The organism is Pseudonocardia sp. DxW (genome assembly GCF_058448985.1).
Genome location: NZ_JBZFLK010000001.1, coordinates 402,809 through 426,019 on the forward strand (window position 1 = coordinate 402,809; position 23,211 = coordinate 426,019).

26 protein-coding genes are annotated in these 23,211 nt (G+C 75.0%); 15 read left to right on the forward strand and 11 right to left on the reverse strand.

What is annotated here, in order from left to right; translation table 11 throughout:
* Positions 1-320 precede the first annotated feature (320 nt).
* Positions 321-1,916: a GMC oxidoreductase gene (locus tag ACVJO7_RS01970; RefSeq protein ID WP_491671436.1), complete on the forward strand. Its 1,596-nt coding sequence runs from the start codon at positions 321-323 to the stop codon at positions 1,914-1,916.
* On the opposite strand, the gene ACVJO7_RS01975 is transcribed toward ACVJO7_RS01970, so the two are convergent.
* Positions 1,917-2,276: a hypothetical protein gene (locus ACVJO7_RS01975; protein WP_491671437.1), complete on the reverse strand. Its 360-nt coding sequence runs from the start codon at positions 2,274-2,276 to the stop codon at positions 1,917-1,919.
* Between the two features lie 56 nt (positions 2,277-2,332).
* Complete coding sequence (locus ACVJO7_RS01980) at positions 2,333-3,202, reverse strand: LysR family transcriptional regulator (RefSeq protein WP_491671438.1); 870 nt, start codon at positions 3,200-3,202, stop codon at positions 2,333-2,335.
* 89 nt (positions 3,203-3,291) lie between these two features.
* On the opposite strand from ACVJO7_RS01980, the gene ACVJO7_RS01985 reads away from it, so the two are divergent.
* A complete protein-coding gene (locus tag ACVJO7_RS01985; RefSeq protein WP_491671439.1) occupies positions 3,292-3,801 on the forward strand; it encodes a hypothetical protein in 510 nt (169 codons plus the stop codon).
* A 77-nt stretch (positions 3,802-3,878) separates the two neighbouring features.
* Positions 3,879-4,046, forward strand: coding sequence for an RCC1-like domain-containing protein (locus ACVJO7_RS01990; protein ID WP_491671440.1), 168 nt, complete (start codon positions 3,879-3,881; stop codon positions 4,044-4,046).
* A 17-nt stretch (positions 4,047-4,063) separates the two neighbouring features.
* Here the strand turns inward: ACVJO7_RS01990 and ACVJO7_RS01995 are convergent, their stop codons facing one another.
* The 5 genes from ACVJO7_RS01995 to ACVJO7_RS02015 all read right to left on the reverse strand — a co-directional run bounded on the left by ACVJO7_RS01995 (position 4,064) and on the right by ACVJO7_RS02015 (position 8,055).
* Positions 4,064-4,477 carry a TA system VapC family ribonuclease toxin gene (locus tag ACVJO7_RS01995; RefSeq protein ID WP_491671441.1) on the reverse strand — a complete coding sequence of 138 codons (414 nt, stop codon included), beginning with the start codon at positions 4,475-4,477 and terminating at the stop codon, positions 4,064-4,066.
* Positions 4,474-4,704: an antitoxin gene (locus ACVJO7_RS02000; protein WP_491671442.1), complete on the reverse strand. Its 231-nt coding sequence runs from the start codon at positions 4,702-4,704 to the stop codon at positions 4,474-4,476. Before ACVJO7_RS02000 ends, ACVJO7_RS01995 begins: the two co-directional genes overlap by 4 nt.
* Before the next feature lie 104 nt (positions 4,705-4,808).
* Entirely contained in the window at positions 4,809-5,882 is a 1,074-nt protein-coding gene (gene ychF, locus ACVJO7_RS02005) for a redox-regulated ATPase YchF (RefSeq protein WP_344026506.1), read from the reverse strand.
* 35 nt (positions 5,883-5,917) lie between these two features.
* Complete coding sequence (locus tag ACVJO7_RS02010) at positions 5,918-6,586, reverse strand: response regulator transcription factor (protein WP_491671443.1); 669 nt, start codon at positions 6,584-6,586, stop codon at positions 5,918-5,920.
* Entirely contained in the window at positions 6,583-8,055 is a 1,473-nt protein-coding gene (locus ACVJO7_RS02015) for a sensor histidine kinase (RefSeq protein WP_491671444.1), read from the reverse strand. The genes ACVJO7_RS02010 and ACVJO7_RS02015 overlap by 4 nt, the downstream gene beginning before the upstream one ends.
* Positions 8,056-8,275: 220 nt before the next feature.
* Between ACVJO7_RS02015 and ACVJO7_RS02020 the strand changes: the two genes are divergently transcribed.
* From ACVJO7_RS02020 to ACVJO7_RS02030, 3 genes are all read left to right on the forward strand, one after another.
* Positions 8,276-8,836 (forward strand): hypothetical protein, encoded by a 561-nt coding sequence (locus tag ACVJO7_RS02020; protein ID WP_491671445.1) that lies wholly within the window; start codon positions 8,276-8,278, stop codon positions 8,834-8,836.
* A 69-nt stretch (positions 8,837-8,905) separates the two neighbouring features.
* Positions 8,906-10,417: a DNA-3-methyladenine glycosylase 2 family protein gene (locus ACVJO7_RS02025; protein ID WP_491671446.1), complete on the forward strand. Its 1,512-nt coding sequence runs from the start codon at positions 8,906-8,908 to the stop codon at positions 10,415-10,417.
* Complete coding sequence (locus tag ACVJO7_RS02030) at positions 10,414-10,929, forward strand: methylated-DNA--[protein]-cysteine S-methyltransferase (protein WP_491671447.1); 516 nt, start codon at positions 10,414-10,416, stop codon at positions 10,927-10,929. The genes ACVJO7_RS02025 and ACVJO7_RS02030 overlap by 4 nt, the downstream gene beginning before the upstream one ends.
* An 18-nt stretch (positions 10,930-10,947) precedes the next feature.
* Here ACVJO7_RS02030 and ACVJO7_RS02035 read toward each other — a convergent pair whose 3' ends face one another.
* Complete coding sequence (locus tag ACVJO7_RS02035; RefSeq protein WP_491671448.1) at positions 10,948-11,493, reverse strand: hypothetical protein; 546 nt, start codon at positions 11,491-11,493, stop codon at positions 10,948-10,950.
* Positions 11,494-11,732: 239 nt separating this feature from the next.
* Here ACVJO7_RS02035 and ACVJO7_RS02040 point away from each other — a divergent pair, with 239 nt between their 5' ends.
* From ACVJO7_RS02040 to ACVJO7_RS02050, 3 genes are all read left to right on the forward strand, one after another.
* Entirely contained in the window at positions 11,733-13,304 is a 1,572-nt protein-coding gene (locus tag ACVJO7_RS02040) for a DNA recombination protein RmuC (RefSeq protein WP_491671449.1), read from the forward strand.
* 4 nt (positions 13,305-13,308) lie between these two features.
* Complete coding sequence (locus ACVJO7_RS02045) at positions 13,309-14,346, forward strand: DUF6542 domain-containing protein (RefSeq protein ID WP_491671450.1); 1,038 nt, start codon at positions 13,309-13,311, stop codon at positions 14,344-14,346.
* A 191-nt stretch (positions 14,347-14,537) separates the two neighbouring features.
* Entirely contained in the window at positions 14,538-15,080 is a 543-nt protein-coding gene (locus tag ACVJO7_RS02050; RefSeq protein ID WP_344026524.1) for a L,D-transpeptidase, read from the forward strand.
* A 62-nt stretch (positions 15,081-15,142) separates the two neighbouring features.
* On the opposite strand, the gene ACVJO7_RS02055 is transcribed toward ACVJO7_RS02050, so the two are convergent.
* The gene (locus tag ACVJO7_RS02055) at positions 15,143-16,102 is read right to left on the reverse strand and encodes a 4-hydroxy-3-methylbut-2-enyl diphosphate reductase (RefSeq protein WP_344026526.1); all 960 of its coding nucleotides are present in this window, start codon (positions 16,100-16,102) and stop codon (positions 15,143-15,145) included.
* Positions 16,103-16,204: 102 nt separating this feature from the next.
* On the opposite strand from ACVJO7_RS02055, the gene ACVJO7_RS02060 reads away from it, so the two are divergent.
* The 4 genes from ACVJO7_RS02060 (at position 16,205) to ACVJO7_RS02075 (ending at position 19,415) form a co-directional block, all read left to right on the forward strand.
* A complete protein-coding gene (locus tag ACVJO7_RS02060; RefSeq protein WP_344026528.1) occupies positions 16,205-16,774 on the forward strand; it encodes a lipid droplet-associated protein in 570 nt (189 codons plus the stop codon).
* Positions 16,771-18,069: an exodeoxyribonuclease VII large subunit gene (gene xseA, locus ACVJO7_RS02065; RefSeq protein WP_491671451.1), complete on the forward strand. Its 1,299-nt coding sequence runs from the start codon at positions 16,771-16,773 to the stop codon at positions 18,067-18,069. Before ACVJO7_RS02060 ends, xseA begins: the two co-directional genes overlap by 4 nt.
* Positions 18,066-18,287: an exodeoxyribonuclease VII small subunit gene (locus tag ACVJO7_RS02070; protein ID WP_491671452.1), complete on the forward strand. Its 222-nt coding sequence runs from the start codon at positions 18,066-18,068 to the stop codon at positions 18,285-18,287. Before xseA ends, ACVJO7_RS02070 begins: the two co-directional genes overlap by 4 nt.
* 168 nt (positions 18,288-18,455) lie before the next feature.
* On the forward strand, positions 18,456-19,415 hold the full coding sequence (locus ACVJO7_RS02075) for a type IV toxin-antitoxin system AbiEi family antitoxin domain-containing protein (protein ID WP_491671453.1): 960 nt from the start codon (positions 18,456-18,458) through the stop codon (positions 19,413-19,415).
* 166 nt (positions 19,416-19,581) lie between these two features.
* On the opposite strand, the gene ACVJO7_RS02080 is transcribed toward ACVJO7_RS02075, so the two are convergent.
* On the reverse strand, positions 19,582-20,322 hold the full coding sequence (locus ACVJO7_RS02080) for a DUF4245 domain-containing protein (RefSeq protein ID WP_491671454.1): 741 nt from the start codon (positions 20,320-20,322) through the stop codon (positions 19,582-19,584).
* A gap of 191 nt (positions 20,323-20,513) precedes the next feature.
* On the opposite strand from ACVJO7_RS02080, the gene glpX reads away from it, so the two are divergent.
* Together glpX and ACVJO7_RS02090 are read left to right on the forward strand one after the other, a co-directional pair.
* Positions 20,514-21,500, forward strand: coding sequence for a class II fructose-bisphosphatase (gene glpX / locus ACVJO7_RS02085; protein WP_358483576.1), 987 nt, complete (start codon positions 20,514-20,516; stop codon positions 21,498-21,500).
* A 62-nt stretch (positions 21,501-21,562) separates the two neighbouring features.
* Complete coding sequence (locus tag ACVJO7_RS02090) at positions 21,563-22,972, forward strand: class II fumarate hydratase (RefSeq protein WP_491671455.1); 1,410 nt, start codon at positions 21,563-21,565, stop codon at positions 22,970-22,972.
* Positions 22,973-22,980: 8 nt separating this feature from the next.
* Here the strand turns inward: ACVJO7_RS02090 and ACVJO7_RS02095 are convergent, their stop codons facing one another.
* Entirely contained in the window at positions 22,981-23,160 is a 180-nt protein-coding gene (locus tag ACVJO7_RS02095) for a hypothetical protein (protein WP_491671456.1), read from the reverse strand.
* Positions 23,161-23,211 lie beyond the last annotated feature (51 nt).

Sequence of the window (23,211 nt, forward strand, 5' to 3'; positions counted from 1 at the left end):
ACTGGACCGTTCCCCACCTTTCACCGCACCGCTCGCCGCATATCGATCGCCGAACGGCCCTCTTGCGAGAGCGCCCCGCCGCACTCCGGCGCACCGGCCACGGTCACCGGCCCGACGGCCCTTGACCTGCCACTACGCCATCTGACGTGATCGACTACGCCGGACGGCGGTGCGTCCCGGCCGGTCCGCGGGCGGGCCGGGGAGCGACCCCAATCCGACATGTGTCGGAGAAGCTCGGCTAGGGTCGTCCCGGCACGGAACGAACGCTCCCCCCGTTCACGGCCCGGCCACGCCCGGGCGTCACCCCGAGGAGTCCGTCGATGCCGACTCTCACCCGGCGCTCCCTGCTGGCCGCCGCAGCGGCCGCCGGCGGTGCGGCCGCACTGCACCTCGGCACCCGGTCCGCCGTCGCGGCGCCGGCCCCGGCGCGGGAGGAACGGCGGCGCGCGGTCGTCGTCGGTACCGGGTTCGGCGGGGCGGTCGCCGCGGCCCGGCTGGCCCGGGCCGGCGTCCCCGCGCTGGTGCTCGAACGCGGTGTCCGCTGGCCGGTCCGGCCCGGCGGCGACACCTTCCCGCTGATGTTCTCGCCGGACCGGCGGGCGTCCTGGCTGACCCCGGGACCGGTGCTCACCGGATCCCCGCCCGCCGTCTGGAAGCCCTGGACCGGCGTCCTCGACCGGGTCCGCGGCATCGGGATGGACGTGCTCTGCGGCGCCGGCGTCGGCGGCGGCTCGCTCGTCTACCACGGGATGACGATGCAGCCCTCGGCCGAGACGTTCGCCGCGTCGATGCCCGCCGAGCTCGACTTCGAGCGGTTCGACCGCGACCACTACCGCCGGGTCGAGGCGGTGCTGGCCCCGGCGACGATCCCGGACGACGTGCTCGCGCACGGTCGCTACCGCAGCTCCCGGCAGTTCCTGCGGCGGGCCGAGGAGGCGGGGACCCCCGGCTTCCGGGTGCCGCTGCCGCTCGACTGGGACGTGGTGCGGCGCGAGCTGCGCGGCGAGCTCCCGCTGTCCTACAGCACCGGGGACGTGCTCTACGGCGCGAACAACGGCGGCAAGAACACCGTCGACCGGACCTGGCTCGCCGAGGCGGAGGCGACCGGGCTGGTCGAGGTCGCGCCGCTGCACCGGGCCGCCGACGTCGAGCGGGACCGCTCCGGACGCTGGGTGGTGCACACCGAACGGATCGGCACCGACGGCGTCGTGCTGGAGCGGATCCGGATCGTCACCGACGCGCTGTTCCTCGCCGCGGGCTCGGCCGGCACCACCCGGCTGCTGGTGAAGGCGCGGGCGAAGGGACTCGTTCCGGACCTGCCCGACGGCGTCGGCACCCGCTGGGGCAACAACGGTGACCGGATCTTCGCCTGGGCCCCGGTCGGCGAGAGCCCCGGCGCCCTGCAGGGCGGGCCGGCCTGCGTCGGCGTCCGGGACTGGTCGGACCCGGCGCGCGCACTCACCGTCATCCAGGCCGGCGTGCCGTTCCCGGTCGACGTCGGCACCACCAGCATCATCGGCTACGGGATCGTCGAGCCGCGCGGCGAGTTCCGCTACGACCCGGTGCGCGACGACGCCGTCCTGCACTGGAGCCAGGCGTACGACGCGCAGCTCACCCGCGACGTCACCGCCCGGATCCGCCGGATCGTCGGCGGCGACCTGGTCACCGGCCTGCTGAACCCGACCCTGGACAACACCGCGTTCGACACCACCACCTACCACCCGCTGGGCGGCGCGACGATCGGCGACGTGTGCGACGCCGCCGGCCGGGTCCTCGGCCAGCGCGGCCTCTACGTCGTCGACGGCGCGCTGATCCCCGGATCGACCGGGGCCTGCAACCCGTCGATGACGGTGGCCGCGCTCGCCGAGTACGCGCTGGACGGCATCCTCGGCGACGACCTGGGGACGGTCTTCTGATCACCCGGCGAGCAGCGCGCCGGCCAGCAGCACCGACAGCAGCACGTCGATCACCGCGGTGCGGGTGATGCCGGCGGGCAGGCCGCGCCGCGGCGGCGCCAGGACCACGAAGACGACCATGCTCACCAGACCGGCGATCCCCGCCGGCATCCGCCAGGACGGGACGAACGCCGCCACCGCCAGCGCCGCGCCGAGCAGGCCGAGCAGCACCGCCCGGTGCCGCAGCAGCACCGCGGTGGCCGGATCGGCCGGCGTCGTCCCGTAGAGCCTGCGCAGCGCGGAGCCACCGAGCAGTCCCGCGACCGGGGCCGCGTTGACCAGGCCGACCAGCAGGAACGTCGCGCTCACCAGGAGATCCACGGTGCCGATCCTGCGGCCGTCGACGGGCACCCGTCGATGACCTGCGAGGTAACCGGCTAACGGCCGCGCAGCAGGGTGGCGAGCGCCCGGGCCGGGCTGCTCAGGCCGGTCCAGCTGCGGCAGGCGACGAGCAGCTCGCGGGCGGCCCATCCGTCGCGCAGCGGGACCCCGACCAGGCCGTCGGCGACGTCGCGGGCCGGGAGCACGGCGATGCCGACGCCCGCCGCCACCGCGTGACAGACCGAGCCGGCGTCCGGGAAACGGGCCCGGTGCCGCGGATGGCCGCCCAGTGGGACGGCGTGCGACCGCAGGTGCTCCTCCAGCGGGCTGCCCTCGGAGTAGCCGACCAGGGCGTCGTCGTCGAGCACCTCGGCGAACGCGACCGCCGCCCGCCCGGCGAACCGGTGCCCGGGATGGACCACGACGACCAGCGGATCCGGCCCCAGCGAGATCGCCTCCAGCCGGCCGAGCTCCACGTTGTCGGCGAGCACGCCGAGCTCGGCGCGGCCCTCGGCCAGCGCCGCGACGATCCGGTGGCTCGGCTGCTGGACCAGGTCGACGTCGACGTCGGGATGCTCGTGCAGGAACCCGGTCACCGGGCCGGTGAGCAGGGTCGCGCCCGCGGTGTTGGTCAGGATCGTGACGGTCGCCGCGTGCCCCCCGGCGAGATCGGCGAGCTCCAGCCGCATCCGGTCGTGCCGGCCGACGATCTCCCGGGCGTGCGACGCCAGCAGCTCACCCTGCCGGGTCGGAGTGACGCCGCGGCGGTGCCGGTCGAACAGCGGGAGGCCGGCCGCGCCCTCCATCGCCGCGATCCGGCTGCTCGCCGAGGCCAGCGACAGATGCACCAGCTCCGCGCCGCGGGTGATGGAGCCCCGTTGGACCACTCCGAGGAACAACCGGAGGTCGAGCACCTCGAACGCCATGTCAAGAGGCTACAGACTCTGTGAAAGCCGAAGGCTGGGTCCGACTCTTCGCTCTTCCAGACGACACCGACCCGAGTCAGGCTTCGATGGTGAACATTTCAGACCGCTCGGACACGCAGCGCGCGGCACAGCTGCGGCGGGCGACGCCGGTCCTCGTCGTCGTGCTGGTGACCGTCGCGCTCTGCATCGGGCACCTGGCCGGCATCCGGGCCGTGCAGCGGGAGGTGCCCGACGCGCACAGCACGGTCGCGACGGTGCTGGCCGTGACCGCGGCGCCGCAACCGGGCGGTCCGGTCCGCAGCACCGTCCGCGCCCACTGGACCGGGCCCGACGGGCGCCCGCACGTCGGGCCGCTGGTGCTCGGCGGACGTCCGGCGCCCGGCGAGACCCGCAGCATCTGGACCGACCAGCAGGGCGACCCGATGGCGCCGCCCACCGAGGGCAACGGGCCTGCGCTGACCGCGGCCGCGCTGGTCCTGCTGATCGGTGGCGGGCTGCTGCTGCGGGCGCGGATCGTCACCTCACGGCGGGCCGGTCGCGAGATCGGCGCGGAGTGGGCGGCGCTGGAGCCGGGATGGAGCGGGCGCGGCGCGGGGTGAGCCGGCACCGGGTGACCGGGCTCGCGGCCGGGCGCCGACACTCCGTCGGGTGCCGGTCGGACGGGACCGTGGTCGCCGTGGGCGACGACCGGGCCGGTGAGTGCGACGTCGACAGCTGGACCGATGTCGTCGCCGTTGCGGCGGGCAGCCACCACACGGTCGCGCTGCGGGCGGACGGGCGCTGCGACGTCCGGTGGTGGCGGCCGGTCGCGCCACGACCTGTTCCGGGGACCGGCACGGCGTGATCGTCCGTCGCCGGGGTTCAGTCACCCGGGCCGGCCCGCGGCACGAGCGTGACCAGCTCGGGAAGCGCCTTCGCCAGCGCCTCGTCCATGGTGGCGAGCGTGGCGTCGGTACGGGCCGCGACGAGGCCCGCCAGGTAGGCGTCGGTCACCTGGCGGTGTCCCCGGACGTGGCCGAGAGCCACGTCGGCGTAGGAGACCGCATCGGGCCAGAACTCACACCCGGGAAGCGCATGGACCGCCCGCAGCAGCTCGACCGGCACCGCGGGCGTCTCACCCGCCTTGACGAGGAATCGGACGAGTGCCCCCTCGACCACCGGGCACAGCGCGAAACGCTCGATCCCCGCCACCCACCTCGACGCACGGTCGTGGTGCTCGTGCTCGGCCACGGTGAGTGCGATGAGGACGTTCGCGTCGAGCAGGTGGGTCGTCACTCCTCGTCCAGCACGGTGGCGACCTCCGACGAGGTGACCCGGTGACCGATGCTCACCACCGGGAAGCCGGACCGCTCGTCGCGGCCGATGAAGGCCTGCTGACCGAGCTGGATCAGGCCGCGGGCCGTGAGTTCGGCGATCACGGCGGACAGCGACAGACCACGCTGCTCGGCGATCTCCTTGGCCTGCCGGTGCACCGCAGGCGGCAGGTCGACGGTGGTCCGCATGGCTGCATCATAACTGCATCAGTACTGATGCGCTCTCGCCTCGACCACTCCGTCGGGACCTCCGTGCTCGCGGATCGGAGCGAGGGTGACGATGCGGACCCGGGTCAGACGTTGAAGCGGAACTCGACCACGTCGCCGTCCTGCATGACGTAGTCCTTCCCCTCCATCCGCACCTTCCCGGCGGACTTCGCGGCGTTCATCGATCCGGCGGCAACGAGATCGTCGTACGACACCACCTCGGCCTTGATGAAGCCGCGCTCGAAGTCGGTGTGGATGACCCCGGCCGCCTGCGGCGCGGTGGCGCCCTGCGGGATGGTCCAGGCGCGCGACTCCTTCGGGCCCGCGGTCAGGTAGGTCTGCAGGCCGAGCGTGGTGAACCCGGCGCGGGCGAGCTGGGCCAGGCCCGGCTCGTCCTGCCCGATCGACTCCAGCAGCTCGGCGGCGGACTCGTCGTCGAGCTCCAGCAGCTCGGCCTCGACCTTGGCGTCGAGGAAGACGGCCTGCGCCGGGGCGACGAGCTCGGTGAGCTCCTTGCGGCGGGCGTCGTCGGTGAGGACGGCCTCGTCGGCGTTGAACACGTACAGGAACGGCTTGGTGGTGAGCAGGGTGAGCTCGCGCAGCGGGGCGGCGTCGACGCCGGCCTGGAACAGCGTCCGGCCGCTGTTCAGTACCTCGGCCGCGGCCTGGGCCGCCTCCAGCGCGGGGCGCCGGTCCTTCTGCGTGCGGGCCTCCTTCTCCAGCCGCGGGAGCGCCCGCTCCAGGGTCTGCAGGTCGGCCAGCACCAGCTCGGTCGCGATCGTCTCGATGTCGCTCGCCGGATCGATCCGGCCGTCGACGTGCACCACGTCGGCGTCGTCGAAGACCCGCACGACCTGGCAGATCGCGTCGGACTCGCGGATGTTGGCGAGGAACTTGTTGCCCAGCCCGGCGCCCTCGGAGGCGCCCTTCACGATCCCGGCGATGTCGACGAACGACACCGTGGCGGGCAGGATCTTCTCCGACGAGAAGATCCGGGCCAGCTCGCCCAGCCGCGGGTCCGGGAGCGGGACCACCCCGACGTTCGGCTCGATCGTCGCGAACGGGTAGTTCGCGGCGAGCACGTCGTTGCGGGTCAGCGCGTTGAACAGGGTCGACTTGCCGACGTTGGGCAGACCGACGATGCCGAGGGTGAGGGACACGGACGACCAGGGTAGTCGCCCTCCGCGGACCCCTCTCAGCCCGGTTCGAGCCGGTAGCCGGTGCCGCGGACGGTGGCGATCCGGCCGGCGCCGAGCTTGCGTCGCAGGTAGCGCACGTAGACGTCGACGACGTTGGATCCGGAGCCGGACTCGCCGCCCCACACCAGCCGCAGCAGCTGGTCCCGGGACAGCACCTGCCCGGGGTGCCGCAGGAACGCCTCGGCGAGCGCGAACTCGCGCGCCGACAGCTCGACGGTCCGCCCGTCGACGGCGACGTGCCGGGTCCGCGGGTCCAGCTCCAGCCCGCCGAACGCCAGTACCTCCGGGTCCGGCGCCGGGCGGGAGCGTTCCAGCCGGAGCCGGACCCTGGCCAGCAACTCCTCGAACTGGAACGGCTTGGCCATGTAGTCGTCGGCGCCGCCGGTGAGGCCGGCGACGGTGTCGCCCACGCTGTCCCGCGCCGTCAGGATGATCACCGGGACGGTGCTGCCGGCCGCGCGGATCCGGCGCAGGACGGCGAACCCGTCCAGGCCGGGCAGCCCGATGTCGAGCACCATGAGGTCGAACCCGCCGCCGACGACGTGATCGTGCACCCCCGGCCCGTCCGGCACGACGGTCACCTCGAAACCGGCGGCGACCAGCCCCTTCTTGAGGAACGACGCGATCCGCGGCTCGTCCTCGGCGACCAGGATCCGGCTGCTCACCGCGCGTCCCCCGGCAGGTCCAGGGTGAAGGTGGCGCCGCGGCCGGGGGTGCTCTCCAGCAGCACCCGCCCGCCGTGCGTGGTCGCAATGGCCTCGACGATCGACAGGCCGAGGCCGGCGCCGTCCGAACGCGGGGCGTTCTCGCCGCGGGCGAACCGCCGGAACACCCGGGTGCGGTCCTCCGGCGCGACGCCGGGCCCGGTGTCGGACACCCAGATCCGCACCCGTCCGCGGACGGTCTCCGAACCGAGCGCGATCCGGTCGCCCGGACCGGTGAACCGGGTCGCGTTGTCGGCCAGCGCCACGATCGCCTGGGTGATCCGGTGCGGATCCATCCGCACCCGCACCGGGGCGACCGACTGCAGCACCCAGTCCCGGTCGGCGAGCCCGGTGAGCTTGTCGAACAGCTCACGGGTCAGCTCGGCGACGTCGACCTGCTCCGGGCGCAGCAGCGACGGCTGCTCGGCGCGGGTGAGCGCGAGCATCTCCGACACCAGGCGGTTCATCCGTTCCAGCTCGTCGTCGACCAGGGCGACGGTGTCGGTGACGTCGTCGGGATCGCCCGGATCGAGCACGCCGAGATGCCCGCGGACGATCGTGATCGGGGTGCGCAGCTCGTGCCCGGCGTCGTCGACGAACCGGCGCTGCGCCTCCATCCCGCTCTGCACCCGGTCGAGCATGGCGTTCAGCGTCCGGGCCAGCTCGGCGATCTCGTCGCGGGCCCTGGCCCGCTGCGGCACCCGGTGGGACAGGTCGGTGCCGGTGATCGTGCGGGCGGTGGTCGCGACGTCGCGCAGCGGGCGCAGGATCCGGCCGGCGACCAGCCACGCGCCCACCGCGGCGAGCAGCGCCGTGCCGACGCCGACGATCACCATCAGCCGGGCGGCCTCGTGCGCGAACTCGTGCTCCTGGTCGGTGAAGTAGCCGATCACGATGACCCCGCGCGAGGGGTCGCCGGCCAGCCCGACCGGCAGCGCCGACCAGCGCACCTCTCCGGCCATGCTCTGGTAGGAGCCGCGGGTGTGCCGCTGCACGGAGGAGACCATCGCGTTGAACGCCGGGTCCTCCCGCAGCAGCACCCGCGGGCTGGTGCGCCGGGACTCCCACCGGAACCGGCCGTCGAGGTAGCCCATGAACTTCTCGTTGGGCCGGGCCACGTTCGCGGCGATCACCGAGCGGAGGATCTCGTCGACCGAGCCGTACGGCTGCCCGGTGGTCGGGTTGATCCCGGTCTCGGTGACCCGGGCGAACTCGGCGATCTCCGACGTCAGTGCGGTCTCGATCCGGCGGTCCGTCTCGTCGATCAGCAGCAGCCAGGTGACCAGGGTGACCACCCCGAGCGAGCTGAGCACGAGCAGCAGCACCCACCCGACGATGCGGGTGCGTGCCGCGGTCGCCCGGCCCGCGCGTCGGCCGCTGCGGCCGGCGTCGGCGGGTTCGCTCGCGATGGTGGTCTCCTCCTCGGACACTGCCTGATCATGATCGCGTACCGGTCGCCGGAGCGATCGGCGACTCCCCCTTGCGAAATGTCACGCAACGTCGCCGTCGTTACTCCGACCGGCGTACGCCATACTGCGCCGAGCGCCCGGACGTGACGCAACGTTCGCCATCGCGGCCGGCGCATCACCCGTTGGGCCCAGTACCGGTCCCGGCGGGTGGGAAAAGCGGTTCCGACACCGAGGGGAATCCATGCGCCTGCCGGGGATGCACGCCCTGCTGACGACCGGGGTGGCCGTGCTCGCCACCGCCGGCACCGTGTCCGCCGTGTCGTTCAGCGCGACCGGACCGGACGACACTCCACTCCCGCCGCCCGCGCCGGCGTCCACCGCCCCGCCACCGGCACCGGCGGCGTCGCCGTTCACCGTCCCGCCGACCGGCTCCGACGACGGGCCCGGTGCCGGATGGTCCGCCGACTCGCCCGGCCGTGACACCGGCGGCACCGGCGGCCCGACCGGCACTGGTGGCACGGGCGGCGGCACCGGCGGCACGGGTGGCACGGGTGGCGGCACCGGGCCGGCCCCGGGCGGTGCGCCGGCCGCACCGGGCGGTGGCAGCGGTGGCGGCGGCGGGGGTGGCGGCACCGGGGACGGTGGCGCCGGGACCCCGGCCGATCCCGCGGACCCGCCGTCCGCGCGCCCCGGCGACGGTCTCCCGCCGCGCGGCGCGCCCGACGACGAGAACGAGCGCAGGCAGCAGATCGAGTTCGCCTGCCAGCAGGGCTGGATCCGCGGCGCCGCCTGCAACGGCTGAGCGGACCCGCCGACACCGGCGACCGATTCCCGCGAGTCCCGGGCCGCGCTCGGTGGCATCGTCGGTGCCGTGCTCCTCGACCACGACACCTGCTACCGGGCCGTCTCGGCCCGGGACGCCCGGTTCGACGGCCAGTTCGTCACGGCCGTGCGGACCACCCGGATCTACTGCAGGCCGTCCTGCCCGGTGCCGCCGCCGAAGGCGCGCAACGTCGAGTTCCTGCGCACCGCCGCCGCGGCCCAGGCGGCCGGCTACCGGGCCTGCCGGCGGTGCCTGCCCGACGCCGTCCCCGGGTCCCCGGAGTGGAACCTGCGGGCGGACGCCGCCGGGCGGGCGATGCGGCTGATCGCCGACGGCGTCGTCGAGCGGGAGGGGGTGCCCGGGCTGGCCGGCCGGCTCGGCTACTCCTCCCGCCAGCTCGGCCGGATCCTGTCCGCCGAGCTGGGCGCCGGCCCGCTCGCGCTGGCCCGCGCGCAGCGCGCGCACACCGCCCGGATCCTGGTCGAGACGACCCCGCTGGGGCTGGCCGACATCGCGTTCGCCGCCGGTTTCGGCAGCGTCCGCCAGTTCAACGACACGGTCCGCGCCGTCTACGGGGTGCCGCCGTCGCAGCTGCGGGCCGAGGCCGCCCGGCGACGGCCGGCCCGGCCCGGCGACGCCGCCGGGGCACCCGGCGCGCTGACCCTGCGACTGCCCTACCGGGCACCGTTCGACCCGCACGGCCTGCTCGAGCACCTCGCCGTCCGGGCCGTCGACCGGGTGGAGACGGTCGACGGCAGCCGGTACCGCCGCACGCTGCGGCTGCCGCACGGCCCGGCGACCGTCGATCTCGACCTGACCGCCCGGCCCGGGGCGGTGCTCGCGACGCTGCGCGCGACCGACCCGCGCGACGTCGGCCCGGCCGTCTCCCGGCTGCGCAGGCTGCTCGATCTCGACGCCGACCCGCAGGCGGTGGACGCCGTGCTGGGCGCCGATCCGGTGCTCGCCCCGCTGGTCGCGGCGACGCCCGGGATCCGGCTGCCGGGCACCGTCGATCCGGCCGAGACGGCCGTGCGCACCGTGCTCGGGCAGCAGGTGTCGGTCGCCGCGGCGCGCACCGCCGCGGCCCGGCTGGCCGCCGCGTTCGGCTCGCCGCTGCCCGCCGAGCTGCACACCGGTGACGGCCCGGACCTGCTGTTCCCGGATCCCGCTACGCTGGCCGACGGGCTCGCCGCGGCGCCGCCGGGCGGCCCGGCCCGGCGCGCGGAGGCGCTGCGCGGGCTGTGCGCCGCCCTGGCGTCCGGCGAGCTCGTGCTGGACGCCGGCCGGGACCCGGCCGCGCTGCGGGCCGAGCTGTGCGCGCTGCCCGGGATCGGCCCGTGGAGCGCCGGTTACCTGGCGATGCGGGTGCTCGGCGATCCCGACGAGCTGCTGGCGTCGGATCTCGCGGTCCGGCGCGGCGCCGAGGCGCTCGGCCTGCCGGCGGAGGCGTCCGCACTGGCCGGGCGCGCCCGGGCCTGGGCCCCCTGGCGGTCCTACGCCGCCACCCATCTGTGGCGGGCCGCCGCGTCCGCCGTCCCGTCCGTTCGGAGGAACACATGACCGGAACCGCTGTCTGGGCCACCCGGGAGACCCCGGCCGGGCCCTTCACCGCCGTCGTCGACACCGACGGGTACGTGCTCGCCTCGGGCTGGACCGCGTCGGTGGACGAACTGCTCGCGCTGGTCCACCCGGCACTGGCCCCGTCCGGGATCACCGGCGGTGATCTCGGGACCGTCGGCGACGTCGTGGACCGCTACCACGACGGCGACCTGTCCGTGATCGACGACGTGCCGGTCCGGCAGCGCTCCGGGCCCTACCGCGAGCACGCCTGGGACGTCCTGCGCACGGTCCCGGCGGGCGCCCCGGTCACCTACACCGGGTACGCGGAGAAGACCGGCCGGCCGGCCGCGGTCCGGGCCGCGGCCGGGGCCTGCGCGCACAACGCGGCCGCCCTGTTCGTGCCCTGCCACCGGGTGCTGCGCAGCGACGGGACCCTCGGCGGGTTCCGCTACGGGCTCGCCGTGAAGCGGTGGCTGCTCGACCACGAGTCGGCGGACCTGCGGCTGACCTGAGCCCGGCGCCGGTACCGGTCAGCCCGGCCGGTGCTCGGTCACCGGCCCGACCAGTGTCCCGGCGTCGACGGCGAGCGGACCGTGCGCGGTGACCGGTCCGGGGAACGGCGAGTCCGGCGAGTACGGCGTCATCGTGATCTCGTTCGCCGAGGCCGGCCCCGGACCGTCCGGCACCTGGACGTCGAACTGCACCGGATCGGCGGGGCCGAACACGACCGCTCTGCTCTGCTCACCATGGGGCAGCGCGGTCACCGCCCGCGGCGAGCCGTTCAGGCTGAAGACCGGGTTCGACGGCGATCCGGCGAGCGTGCACGGGGCCGTACCGGGGGCGGCATTCAGCACCACCGTGTAGTGCCGGTGCCCGGCGCTCGCCGGTGCCGGGGTGACGGTCGCGTTCACGTGGTCGGGCCGGCAGGAGCTCGGCGCGGGCTCCCCGGGTCCGGCCGGGGCGGCGTTCGCGACGCCGGCCGGGGCCAGCACGGCCCCTGCGGCGAGGAGCGCCGCGGCCGCGGCGCGTCCGAGGGTGCCTGCGGTGCGGTGCGGGTGGGCGAGTCGGGTGTTCACGTGGGTACCTCTCTCGTTCCTCGCTGGGTCCGTCCCGGCGGGCCGGGACGTGCTCACACTCCGGACGACGTGCGCACCCGGGGAACGGTTCGCCCGCGGTGAGGTCCGTCGCCGGGACGCAACCCACTGGGCCGTCCGGCCGTCCCCCGTTGCGCCGATCGGCAAACATCGGCCCGCGGACACGCCCGCGACGTGCCGGTTCGCCGGAACTGTCAGGGGTCGGGTGCACGCTGCGGGACGTGGATGTCACCAGCCTTCTCGCCGGGTCGCTGTTCGGCGCCGCGATCGCCTGCGCCGTCACCTGGCTGCTGGCGGCCGCCCGGTTCCGGGCCGAGGCCGCCGAGGCGGCCCGCACCGCGGCGAACACGGCCGCGACCACCCGGGCGGATGCGGCGGGCCTGCGTGCCGAGCGGACCGGATTGCTGGAGCGCATCGAGGAGCTGCACGAGTCGCTCGACGAGGCGACCGTGCGGGCCCGGCGGGCCGAGTCCGAGGCCGCCGGCGCGACCGCGGCGCTGCACGCGGAGCGCGAGGCCCGTGCGCAGGCCGAGGCCGGGTTGAAGGACTCGTTCGCCGCCCTCTCGCAGGATGCGCTGGCCCGGAACAACGAGGCCTTCGTCACCCTCGCCGAGCGCCGGATCAAGGAGGCCACGGCCGAGCTGTCGGCCAGGGCACAGGGCGAGGAGACGGCGCGGGCCAAGGCCGTGGAGCAGCTGCTCGATCCGGTCTCGGCGGCGCTCTGCCGGGTCGAGGGGCAGCTGCGGTCGGTGGAGAAGGAGCGCGAGTCCGCCTACGCGGGGCTGCGCGAGCAGGTCCGGGCGATGGCGGCGAGCTCGGAGAAGCTCGGCACCGAGACGAAGGCGCTCGTCAACGCGCTGCGCGCGCCGCAGGTGCGTGGCCGCTGGGGCGAGATGCAGCTGCAGCGGGTCGCCGAGATGGCCGGGATGGTCGAGCACTGCGACTTCTCCACCCAGGTCAGCGCCGACGGGGAGGACGGCGGCGTCCGGCCGGACATGATCGTCCGGCTGGCCGGCGGCAAGCAGGTCGTGGTCGACGCGAAGGTGCCGTTCGCCGCGTACCTGGAGGCCGTGGAGACGGGCGACCCGCAGGTGCACGCGCAGAAGCTGGCCGCACACGCCCGCCAGCTCCGGGCGCACGTCGACCAGCTGGCCGGCAAGGCGTACTGGGAGGCGTTCGAGCCGACGCCGGAGTTCGTGGTGCTGTTCGTGCCGGGCGACCCGTTCCTGGAGGCCGCGCTGCGCTCGGACCCCGGGCTCCTGGAGCACGCGTTCGGGCGCAACGTCGTGCTGGCGACGCCGACCACGCTGGTCGCCCTGCTGCGCACGGTCGCCTACGGGTGGCGGCAGGAGGCGCTCGCCCGCAATGCCGCCCAGGTGCACCGGCTCGGCCGGGAGCTGCACGGCCGGCTCGCCACGATGGGCACGCACGTCGCCCGGCTCGGCCGCAGCCTCGACTCGGTCGTCGAGAGCTACAACCGCACGGTCTCCTCGCTGGAGGCCCGGGTGCTGGTGAGCGCCCGCAAGTTCACCGAGCTCCAGGTGAGCGACACCGAGCTCGACGAGCCCGGGACCGTCGACCGCACCCCGCGCGCCGTGTCGGCGCCGGAGCTGGTGGCCTCCGCGGGCGAGGCGCTGGTGTCGCTGGAGGATCTCGGCCGGGCCGCCGAGCTCGCCGACCGGCCCGATCGCCGGTCGTCGCGGGCGGACGGCGCGCGGGGCGACGCGTTCGGCGCCGGGGACGGCGCGGCGGACGAGGGGCACCGGCAGGCCGCGCGCGGCGAGTTAGGCTGACCGGGTGAACACGACCCGCTCGAGCTCGGCCCGCCGGCCCGGCGGGTCCACCACCCCCCGGCCCGCGGCGCCCGGCCGGGGCGGCTGGCCGGTCCGGGAGCGTTCGCTGCTCCGGCCGGTGCTCGGGATCCCGCCGGTGGCCGCGATCGGCCTCGCCGTGGCGGCGACCGCACTCGGCGTCCTCGTCGACTTCCTGCGGATCGGCACGGTCGGCCGGGTGTTCGAGATCGCGTACCTGCTCGGCTGCGTCCTCGCGGTCTGCTGGGTGCGCAGGCGCGGCATCTTCCTGCCCGCGGTGCAGCCGCCGTTGCTGCTGGCCGTGGTCGTCCCCGTGGTCGCGATCCTGATCGGGGCACCGAGCGGCGGCGGCACCGCACAGAGCGTGCTGATGGCGGGCGCCCCGCTGATCAACGCGTTCCCGGCGATGGCGGTGACCACCCTGGCGGTGCTCGCGCTCGCCGCGTTCCGGCTGGTCCGCCAGCGGCTCGGCCCCGACGACTCGGTCGGGCGGCTGCGGGCCCGGCTCGGCCGGGACCCGGGCGGCCACGATCCGGACGGTCCGCGGCGCAGCCGCTCCGAGCGGCGGCAGGATCGCGCCGGGTCCCGCACTTCCCGGCCGGACACCGACCGGCGCGGCAGGCGCACCGCCGACGGTTCCGCGGGCGCCCTCGCCCGTGAGGCCGCGGCGACCGGCTCCGCGCGCGGTGCGCGACCGGCCGGAGCCCCCCGCAGCACCGGCAGCACCGGCCGTGGAGCAGGCACCGGCGGCACCACCCGCGGCAGCAGCACCCGCGGCGCGGGCAGCAGCGGCACCACCCGTGGCGCCGGATCCACCGGCGGCTCTCCCCGCAGCGGATCGGCCGGCGGCACCGGCGCGTCCGGCAGCACTCCCCGCGGCTCGGGGACCGGCGCCTCCGCCCGCGGTGCCTCCGGCGGGATCTCCGGCACCGGCGGCTCGCGGATCGGCGGGCGCGGATCGTCCCGGCCGTCGTCGGCGACACGCGGTGGCGCCTCGGAGGCGACACGCCGACGATCCCGCTGAGTGACGACCCGAATCCGGACCGTCTCTCGCGCGTTGTCACAGGTGAGCACCACGACCGGACCCCGGTGGCCGGATCCGGCACGACGGGCCGGAAGATCGAGGCAACCCGACGCCCCACCCGGGCGTCACACAACCAGGAGCCGGTGTGACCCCGCCGCGCCCTGCACGTCAGCCGGACGACCTGGAGAACGATGTCCACCACCCGGAGCACCCGCTCCCCCCGGCCCGCGATCGTCGTCGCCCTCGTCACCGCGGCACTCGCGCTGATCGGTGTCGGTACGGCGCTGGCCGCCACCCCGGCCGCGCAGGCGTTCCGCGAGCAGCCGCTGGTGCCGGGCACCCCGTGCACCATCACCGCCAGCGCCTGCGTCGACCTCGACACGAAGCAGTCCTGGCTGTTCGAGAACGGCAAGATCACGCACGGCCCGGTGCCGGTCGCGATCGGCGGCCCGGGCAAGGAGACGCCGGTGGGCCACTCGCTGCGCGTCTACCGCAAGGAAGAGCTGCACAAGAGCGGCGAGTACACGATGTCCAACGGCGAGCCCGCCCCGATGCCCTGGTCGGTGTTCTTCCAGGACGGCGGCATCGCGTTCCACGAGGGCCGCACCGACACCCCGTCGGCCGGCTGCGTCCGGCTCAGCCGGGAGAACGCCATCACCTGGTACAACAACCTGGAGATCGGCGACCAGGTCCAGGTGGTGTCCGCCCAGGCGGTGCACGCCGCCCGCGCCTGATCCACCGCACGGACGAGAAACGCCCCGGACCGACCAGGTCCGGGGCGTTCGTCGTACCGGGGTCAGCGGGCCGCGGCACGCGCCGGGCGCAGCTCCCGCGGCAGCGAGAACACCAGCGTCTCCTCGGCGGTGTCGACCTCCTCGACCGAGCCGAAGCCGCGCTCCGCGAGGTGCTCGACGACGCCGCGCACCAGCACCTCGGGCACCGACGCACCGCTGGTGACGCCGACCGTGCTGACGCCCTCCAGCCAACTCTCGTCGATCTCCTTGGCGTAGTCGATCAGGTACGACGCGCCGGCGCCGGCGCCGAGCGCGACCTCCACCAGCCGGACCGAGTTCGACGAGTTCCGCGACCCGACGACCAGCACCAGGTCACAGCGCGGGGCCATCGTCTTCACCGCGACCTGGCGGTTCTGGGTGGCGTAGCAGATGTCGTCCGACGGCGGGTTCTGCAGCTTCGGGAACCGCTCCCGCAGGGCGCGGACGGTCTCCATCGTCTCGTCGACACTGAGCGTCGTCTGGGACAGCCACACGACCTTGTCCGGGTCGCGGACGGTGACCTTGTCCACGTCGGCGGCCGACTCGACGAGCTGGATGTGCTCGGGCGCCTCGCCGGAGGTCCCCTCGACCTCCTCGTGCCCGGCGTGGCCGACCAGCAGGATGTCGTAGTCCTCGCGGGCGAACCGCTTCGCCTCCTGGTGCACCTTGGTCACCAGCGGGCAGGTCGCGTCGATCGTCCGCAGCTGCCTGCCCTTCGCCTCCTCCCGCACCGCGGGCGAGACACCGTGCGCGGAGAACACGACGTGCGCGCCCTCCGGGACCTCGGACGCCTCCTCCACGAAGATCGCGCCGCGGTCGCGCAGGGTCTCGACGACGTGCTTGTTGTGCACGATCTCCTTGCGGACGTACACCGGGGCGCCGTACTTGTCGAGCGCCTGTTCCACCGCCTCGACGGCGCGGTCGACGCCTGCGCAGTAGCCGCGGGGCTTGGCGAGCAGGACCTGCTTGGCAGTACCGGACATGGGCTCCAGCGTACGGATCACCTCCGGCCCGGGCAGCGTCACGTGACACGCTCGACCGTCCCCGCGCGACACCGGCGCGCCGATCAGGGGACAATGGCTCGCATGTCGCCGTTGCCGTTCCCCGTGCGGATCGCCGCGGGCCTCGTCGTCACCGCCGTCGAGCAGGCCCGTGAGCTGCCCCGGCACGCCGTCGAGCTGCCGGTGACCGCGGTCAGCCAGGCACTGCAGGTGTCGATGCGCCTGCAGCAGAAGGTCACCGAGCTCGCGATCAAGGGCGACCGCGCGCTGGGCGCGCTGCGGCCGGCCGACGAGGTGCCCAGCTGGGCCACGTTCGACGACGACATCCCGGACCTGAGCCTGCCCGAGCCGCAGCCGGTCACCGACCCGCGCAACGGCACGGTGTCGTCGCTGCGCCCGGCCCGCTCCGGGATCCCGATCTCGCGGCCCGAGCGGCCCGCCGGCACGTCGAACCGCGCGGAGGCGACCACCGGTGCGCCGTACGCCGTCCCCGAGTACCCGACGATGACCGTGCCGCAGCTGCGCGGGAAGCTCCGCACACTCAGCGTCGACGACCTGTCGGACCTGCTCGCCTGGGAGACGGCGCACGAGAACCGCCCGGCCTACGTCACGATGCTGACGAACCGGATCGCGACGCTGTCCCAGGAGAAGTGAGCGCCCCGGCCTCGGAGGAGAACCCGTGGCCGGTCCGGACGGTCGCCCGCAAGATCGCCGAGTGGGTGGACCGTCTCGGTGCGGTCTGGGTGGAGGGTCAGCTCGCGCAGGTGAACGCCCGGTCCTCCACGGCGTTCCTGACCCTGCGTGACCCGGCGGCGGACGTGTCGCTGCAGCTCATCGCGCCGGCCGCGCTGGTCCGCGAGTCCGGCGGCGCGGTCGCCGAGGGCAGCCGGGTGATCGTGCACGGCAAGCCGTCGTTCTACCTGGGGCGCGGCACGTTGAGCCTGCGCGTCGACCGGATCCGCGCGGTCGGGCTCGGCGAGCTGCTCGCCCGGATCGAGCGCCTGCGCCGGCTGCTCGCCGCCGAGGGGCTGTTCGATCCGGCGCTCAAACGCCGGCCGCCGCTGCTGCCGCGCACCATCGGCCTGGTGACCGGGCGGGACTCGGCCGCCGAGCACGACGTCGTGACGAACGCGACGCTGCGCTGGCCCGCCGTGCGGTTCCGGATCGAGAACGTGGCCGTGCAGGGCGGGCTGGCCGTCGAGCAGATCGTCGGTGCGCTGCAGGTTCTCGATCGCGACCCGGACGTGCAGGTGATCGTGCTCGCCCGCGGCGGCGGCAGCGTGGAGGACCTCCTGCCGTTCTCCGACGAGACGCTGTGCCGGGCGGTCGCCGCCTGCCGCACGCCGGTGGTGTCGGCGATCGGCCACGAGCCGGACACCCCGCTGGTCGATCACGTCGCCGACGTCCGGTGCTCGACGCCCACCGAGGCGGGCCGCAGCCTGGTGCCCGATCTCGCCGAGGAGACCGCCCGGATCTCCGGTCTGCGCGACCGGGCCCGCCGGGCGCTGCACGGCTGGGTGGACCGGGAGCAGCGCCGGCTCGCCGACCTGCGCTCCCGGCCCGCGCTCGCCGATCCGCTCCGGCTGGTCGCGGCCCGTGTCGACGAGATCGCCGACGCCCGCGCCGCGGCGCACCGGGCGATGCTGCGCCGGTTGGACCGGTCCGCGGCGGAGCTGGGGCACCTGGGTGCACGGCTCACCGCGCTCGGGCCGTCCGCGACGCTGGCCCGCGGTTACGCGATCGTGCAGCTCCCCGGTGCCGGTGACGGGGTGCCGCCGTTGCTGCGGTCGGTCGCCGACGCCCCGGCCGGGGCGGCGCTGCGGATCCGGGTGGCGGACGGTGCCGTCGCCGCGACGGTGACCGGCACAGAGACCGGCGCAGAGACCGGCGCGGAGACCGGCGCGGAGACCGACCTCGAATCCGATCCCGATCCGGAGGACACCCCATGAGCGAGCGGCCCGCGGTCGACGGCCTCGGCTACGAACAGGCCCGTGACGAGCTCGTCGAGGTCGTCCGTGCGCTCGAGGTCGGCGGGCTCGGCCTCGACGAGTCCGTCGCGCTCTGGGAACGCGGCGAGGCGCTCGCCCGGCGCTGCGACGAGCAGCTCGCCGGGGCCCGCGAACGCATCGAGACCAAGCTCTCCGAGGCCGAGTCCTCGGATTCCTGACCCCCGGCCGCCGGAGCCCCTGCACCGGCCGGATCCGCACGGGGTCGTCGCGTTCGCACGGGATCGGATCCCGTGCGAACGCACCGAACCCGTGCGAACGTCGCCGGGTTGTCCACAGGCTGCGATCCGTGGGGTCGCGGGCCGCCACCGCGCGGGATGGTTGGTGGCATGTTCCTCGACGCCGCAGCCGGAGCGGGCCCGTACCGCCGGACCGATCTGCACTCCGCGGGCCTGGCGGACTCCGGGATCGCGAGGGCGCTGCGGGATGGCCGGCTGAGCCGGGTGTGCCGGGGGATGTACGTGCCCGGACCGCAGGCGTCGCGCAGCCGCTGCGGGCCGGACGACCAGGAGGCTGCCCGGCACATCCTGGCGGTGCGCGGCGTGCTGGCCCGGCTCGGCGCTCCCGCGGTGGTCAGCCATGCCTCCGCGGCCGTCCTGCACGGGTTGGACGTCTGGAACCTCCCGCTCGATCTCGTCCACCTCACCCGGAACCGGGCCAGCGGTGCCCGGCGCGGCCGGGACCTGCACCTGCACGTGGGCCCGTTGAGCGACGCCGACGTCACGCGGGTCGGCGGCATCGCTGTCACCACCCCGGCCCGGACGGCGATCGACATTGCCCGCGAGCGACCGTTCGCCCAGGCTCTCGTCGTCATCGTCGCCGACGCGGCGCTGCGCGCCCCGCACACCGACCGGGCGGACCTCGACGGGGCGCTCCGCGCCGCCGCCGGACGCACCGGGGTGCGCAACGCCGCCCGGGTCGTCGCGTTCGCCGACGGGCGCTCCGCCAGTCCCGGGGAGTCGCTCAGCCGGCTGCTGTTCCACCGGTCCGGGCTGCCCGAACCGGTGCTGCAGCGCGAGATCACCGGGTGGAACGGCGAGCGGGTGGCGACCGTCGACTTCTGGTGGGACGGAACGCCGCCGGTGATCGGCGAGTTCGACGGCGAGAGCAAGTACGGCCGGTTGCTCCGGCCCGGGCAGACGCCGGGCCGGGCCGTCGTGGAGGAGAAGATCCGCGAGGACCTCCTGCGCGAGCTCGGCCCGGAGGTCGTGCGCTGGACCTGGCGGGACCTCAAGGAGCCGCAACACCTCCTGTCCCGGCTCCGCCGCCGCCTGACGCCGCACCCCTGACCCGCGGGCGCCCGCGCAACGCCATCGCACCGGCTCGCCCCGCACCGGCTCGCCTGATCCGCATGGGTTCACCTCATCCGCACGGGATCGGATCCCGTGCGAACGCGACGAACCCGTGCGAACGCGGGCCCGAGCGCCCGCGCGCCCGCGCGACCTCGCCGGACGCTCAACCCCCGCCGGCCGTGGGCGCCTCCACCACCGCGTCCGCGAGGGTGCGGAACTGCTCGTCGGAGCCCGAGCCGGTGACCAGCAGACGGACGTCGGGGTCCCCGGGGAGCGTCGCGATCCGGAACGGCTCACCGCCGTCGCGCTGGTAGACCTCCCATTCCAGCCCGGCGGCGTCGAGGGTCCCGCGCATCAGCGGCGGGCCCTCCCCCCGCCCCGCCGCACCCGACTCGGTCGCGAGGATCCCCTCCGCGGTCCCGTCGGTCTGCACCAGGCTGAGGAAGTCGGCGTCCGGCGTGACGTAGCCGATCCGGACGGCGGTGCCGCCGCCCTCGACCGGGCCGCGGTCGGTCGAGTTCGCGCGGAACGGCACGTCCGGCACCCGCAGCGGGAACGCCGAGCCGACGGCGTACTCCGCGAGCCGGCTCTGCACGTTCACGGTCGGCCCGGAGTTCGGGTCCTCGACCGGCATGCCGGGGGCGAACGAGCACGAGTTCCCGACGCTGAACAGCAGCAGCCCGACCGGCACCAGGATCAGCAGCGCTCCGATCATGTCCCGGACCGAGGTCTCGCCCCGCCCCGGCTTGCGCAGCGCCCGCGGCCCGACCCGGGGGGCCGCGCGCCCGGCCGTCCCGCCACCGGCCGTCACCCCGCCGGAGGGCTCGCCGGTCACCCCACCGGAGGGCTCGCCGGAGGACTCGTCGGACGGCGGGGTCGTGCTCGGATCCGGTCGCGAACTCACCCCCCCATCGTCTCCCAGGCATGGCGTCGGTCGCTCATCACTCCTCCGCGACCCGCCCACGTGCGAGGATCGGACGGTCGCGTCCCCCGACCGGGGACCCGCCGAGCACGCCGCCGTGAAGGAGACGTCCGTTGAGTCAGCCCGCCAGCCAGCCCGCCCGCCGCCGTGAGGCGCCCGACCGCAACCTGGCGATGGAGCTGGTCCGGGTCACCGAGGCCGCAGCGATGGCGGCCGGCCGCTGGGTCGGCCGCGGCGACAAGAACGGCGGGGACGGCGCGGCCGTCGACGCGATGCGCCAGCTGATCTCGAGCGTGTCGATGCGCGGGGTGGTCGTCATCGGGGAGGGTGAGAAGGACGAGGCCCCGATGCTGTTCAACGGCGAGGAGGTCGGCAACGGCGAGGGCCCGTTCTGCGACGTCGCCGTCGACCCGATCGACGGCACCACGCTGATGAGCAAGGGCATGCCGAACGCGCTCGCGGTGCTCGCGGTCGCCGAGCGGGACGCGATGTTCGACCCGTCCGCCGTGTTCTACATGGAGAAGATCGCGGTCGGGCCGGAGGCCGCCGACGTCATCGACATCACCGCGCCGGTCGCCGAGAACATCCGCCGGGTGGCCCGCGCGAAGCAGGTCGACGTCGCCGACGTCACGGTCTGCGTGCTGGACCGCCCGCGGCACGAGCAGATCGTCCGGGAGATCCGGGAGGCGGGCGCCCGGATCTCGTTCATCTCCGACGGCGACGTCGCCGGTGCGATCGCCGCCGCCCGTCCCAGCTCGGGCGTCGACATGCTCTACGGCGTCGGCGGCACCCCCGAGGGGATCATCACCGCGGCCGCGATGAAGTGCATGGGCGGCGAGATCCAGGGCAGGCTCTGGCCCACCGACGACGCGGAGCGCGACCGGGCCGTCGCCGCCGGGCACGACCTGAGCGCCGTGCTCACCACCGCCGAGCTGGTGCGCGGCGAGAACGTCTTCTTCTGCGCCACCGGCATCACCGACGGCCCGCTGCTGCGCGGCGTGCACTACCGCGGCGGCGGCGCGACCACCCAGTCGATCGTGATGCGGTCGAAGTCCGGCACCGTCCGGCTGATCGACGGCTACCACCGGCTGACCAAGCTGCGCGAGTTCTCCTCGGTCGACTTCGACGGCGTCGAGGGCGAAGCCCCGCCGCTCCCGTGATCCACTGAGGTGAGCCTCACCTAAGGCAGCGGCGGTCGTCCGGGTGGAGTAGACCTGCCGGTATGAGCTCCGACTACCGCATCGAGCACGACACCATGGGCGAGGTCCGGGTCCCGGCACACGCGCTGTGGCGGGCCCAGACCCAGCGTGCCGTCGAGAACTTCCCGATCTCCGGCCGCCCCCTGGAACGCGCCCAGATCCGGGCGCTCGGCCTGGTCAAGGCGGCTGCGGCCCGGGTGAACGGCGAGCTCGGCGTGCTGGACGCCGACCGGGCGGCCGCGATCGCCGCCGCCGCCGACGAGGTGGCGCAGGGCGCGCACGACGAGCACTTCCCGGTCGACGTGTTCCAGACCGGCTCGGGCACGTCGTCGAACATGAACGCCAACGAGGTGATCGCGACGCTGGCCGAGCGGGCCGGCGGCGGCAGCCTCACGGTGCACCCGAACGACCACGTCAACGCCTCGCAGTCGTCCAACGACGTCTTCCCGACCACCATCCACGTGGCCGCGACCGAGGCGCTCGCCACCGACGTCGTCCCGGCCCTGGAGCACCTGGAGGCGGCGCTGCGGCGGCGCGCGTCGGACTGGTCGGGGGTCGTGAAGGCCGGTCGCACGCACCTGATGGACGCCGTCCCGATCACCCTCGGGCAGGAGGCGGGCGGCTGGGCCAGCCAGGCCGGTTACGGCGCCGACCGGGTCCGCGACGCGCTGCCCCGGCTGGCCGTGCTGCCGATCGGCGGGACCGCCGTCGGGACCGGGCTGAACGCGCCGGACGGGTTCGGCGCCGCCGCCGTCGAGAAGCTGCGCGAGGCGACCGGTCTGGACCAGCTGTCCGAGGCGACCGACCACATCGAGGCGCAGGGCTCGCGGGACGGGCTGGTCGAGGCGTCCGGGGCGCTGCGCACCGTCGCCGTCAGCCTCTACAAGATCGCCAACGACCTGCGCTGGCTGTCCTCCGGCCCGCGCACCGGGCTCGCCGAGATCGCGCTCCCGGACCTGCAGCCGGGCAGCTCGATCATGCCGGGCAAGGTCAACCCGGTGATCTGCGAGGCGACGATGATGGTCTGCGCGCAGGTCATGGGCAACGACGCGACGGTCGGCTTCTCCGGCAGCCAGGGCAACCTGGAGCTGAACGTGATGATGCCGGTGATGGCGCGCAACGTGCTGGAGTCCGCGCGGCTGCTCGCCAACGCGGCCCGGCTGCTCGCGGACAAGGTCGTCGACGGCATGCAGGCCGACCTGGAGCGCACCCGGGAGTACGCCGAGTCGTCGCCGTCGATCGTGACGCCGCTGAACTCGGTGATCGGCTACGAGGAGGCGGCGGCCATCGCGAAGCAGGCACTGAAGGAGCGCAAGACGATCCGCGAGGTCGTCGTGGAGCGCGGGCACGTGGAGTCCGGCGCGCTCACCGAGGAGCAGCTGGACCGGGCCCTCGACGTGCTGGCGATGACCCGCGGCGAGAAGCGGAGCTGACCGGCCGCTCAGTGGTGGTCGTGCCCGGACGCGGGCGCGCCCGTCGGCGGCGGGACCGGGGGCGGCGGAGGCGGCCCGGTGTCGCAGCCGGCGAGCGCGGCCGCGGCGAGCAGCACCGCCAGCAGGACGACCGAGGGGGACCGGCCGGGCCGGGTGGCCGGCCGGCGGGAGCTGTCGCTGTCCGTCATGGCCGGGGATCGTGGCGCGCCGGAACGGCGGGCACATCGGGCATCTGCCCC

What these genes read in the sequence shown, in the direction of transcription:
- ACVJO7_RS01970 (WP_491671436.1), top strand. Translation starts at nt 321, where the DNA reads ATGCCGACTCTCACCCGGCGCTCCCTGCTGGCCGCCGCAGCGGCCGCC.
- ACVJO7_RS01980 (WP_491671438.1), bottom strand. Translation starts at nt 3,202, where the DNA reads ATGGCGTTCGAGGTGCTCGACCTCCGGTTGTTCCTCGGAGTGGTCCAA.
- ACVJO7_RS02000 (WP_491671442.1), bottom strand. Translation starts at nt 4,704, where the DNA reads ATGCGGACCACCGTCGACCTGCCGCCTGCGGTGCACCGGCAGGCCAAG.
- ACVJO7_RS02020 (WP_491671445.1), top strand. Translation starts at nt 8,276, where the DNA reads ATGCGCCTGCCGGGGATGCACGCCCTGCTGACGACCGGGGTGGCCGTG.
- ACVJO7_RS02030 (WP_491671447.1), top strand. Translation starts at nt 10,414, where the DNA reads ATGACCGGAACCGCTGTCTGGGCCACCCGGGAGACCCCGGCCGGGCCC.
- ACVJO7_RS02050 (WP_344026524.1), top strand. Translation starts at nt 14,538, where the DNA reads ATGTCCACCACCCGGAGCACCCGCTCCCCCCGGCCCGCGATCGTCGTC.
- ACVJO7_RS02055 (WP_344026526.1), bottom strand. Translation starts at nt 16,102, where the DNA reads ATGTCCGGTACTGCCAAGCAGGTCCTGCTCGCCAAGCCCCGCGGCTAC.
- ACVJO7_RS02060 (WP_344026528.1), top strand. Translation starts at nt 16,205, where the DNA reads ATGTCGCCGTTGCCGTTCCCCGTGCGGATCGCCGCGGGCCTCGTCGTC.
- ACVJO7_RS02070 (WP_491671452.1), top strand. Translation starts at nt 18,066, where the DNA reads ATGAGCGAGCGGCCCGCGGTCGACGGCCTCGGCTACGAACAGGCCCGT.
- ACVJO7_RS02075 (WP_491671453.1), top strand. Translation starts at nt 18,456, where the DNA reads ATGTTCCTCGACGCCGCAGCCGGAGCGGGCCCGTACCGCCGGACCGAT.
- glpX (WP_358483576.1), top strand. Translation starts at nt 20,514, where the DNA reads ATGGAGCTGGTCCGGGTCACCGAGGCCGCAGCGATGGCGGCCGGCCGC.
- ACVJO7_RS02090 (WP_491671455.1), top strand. Translation starts at nt 21,563, where the DNA reads ATGAGCTCCGACTACCGCATCGAGCACGACACCATGGGCGAGGTCCGG.
- ACVJO7_RS02095 (WP_491671456.1), bottom strand. Translation starts at nt 23,160, where the DNA reads ATGACGGACAGCGACAGCTCCCGCCGGCCGGCCACCCGGCCCGGCCGG.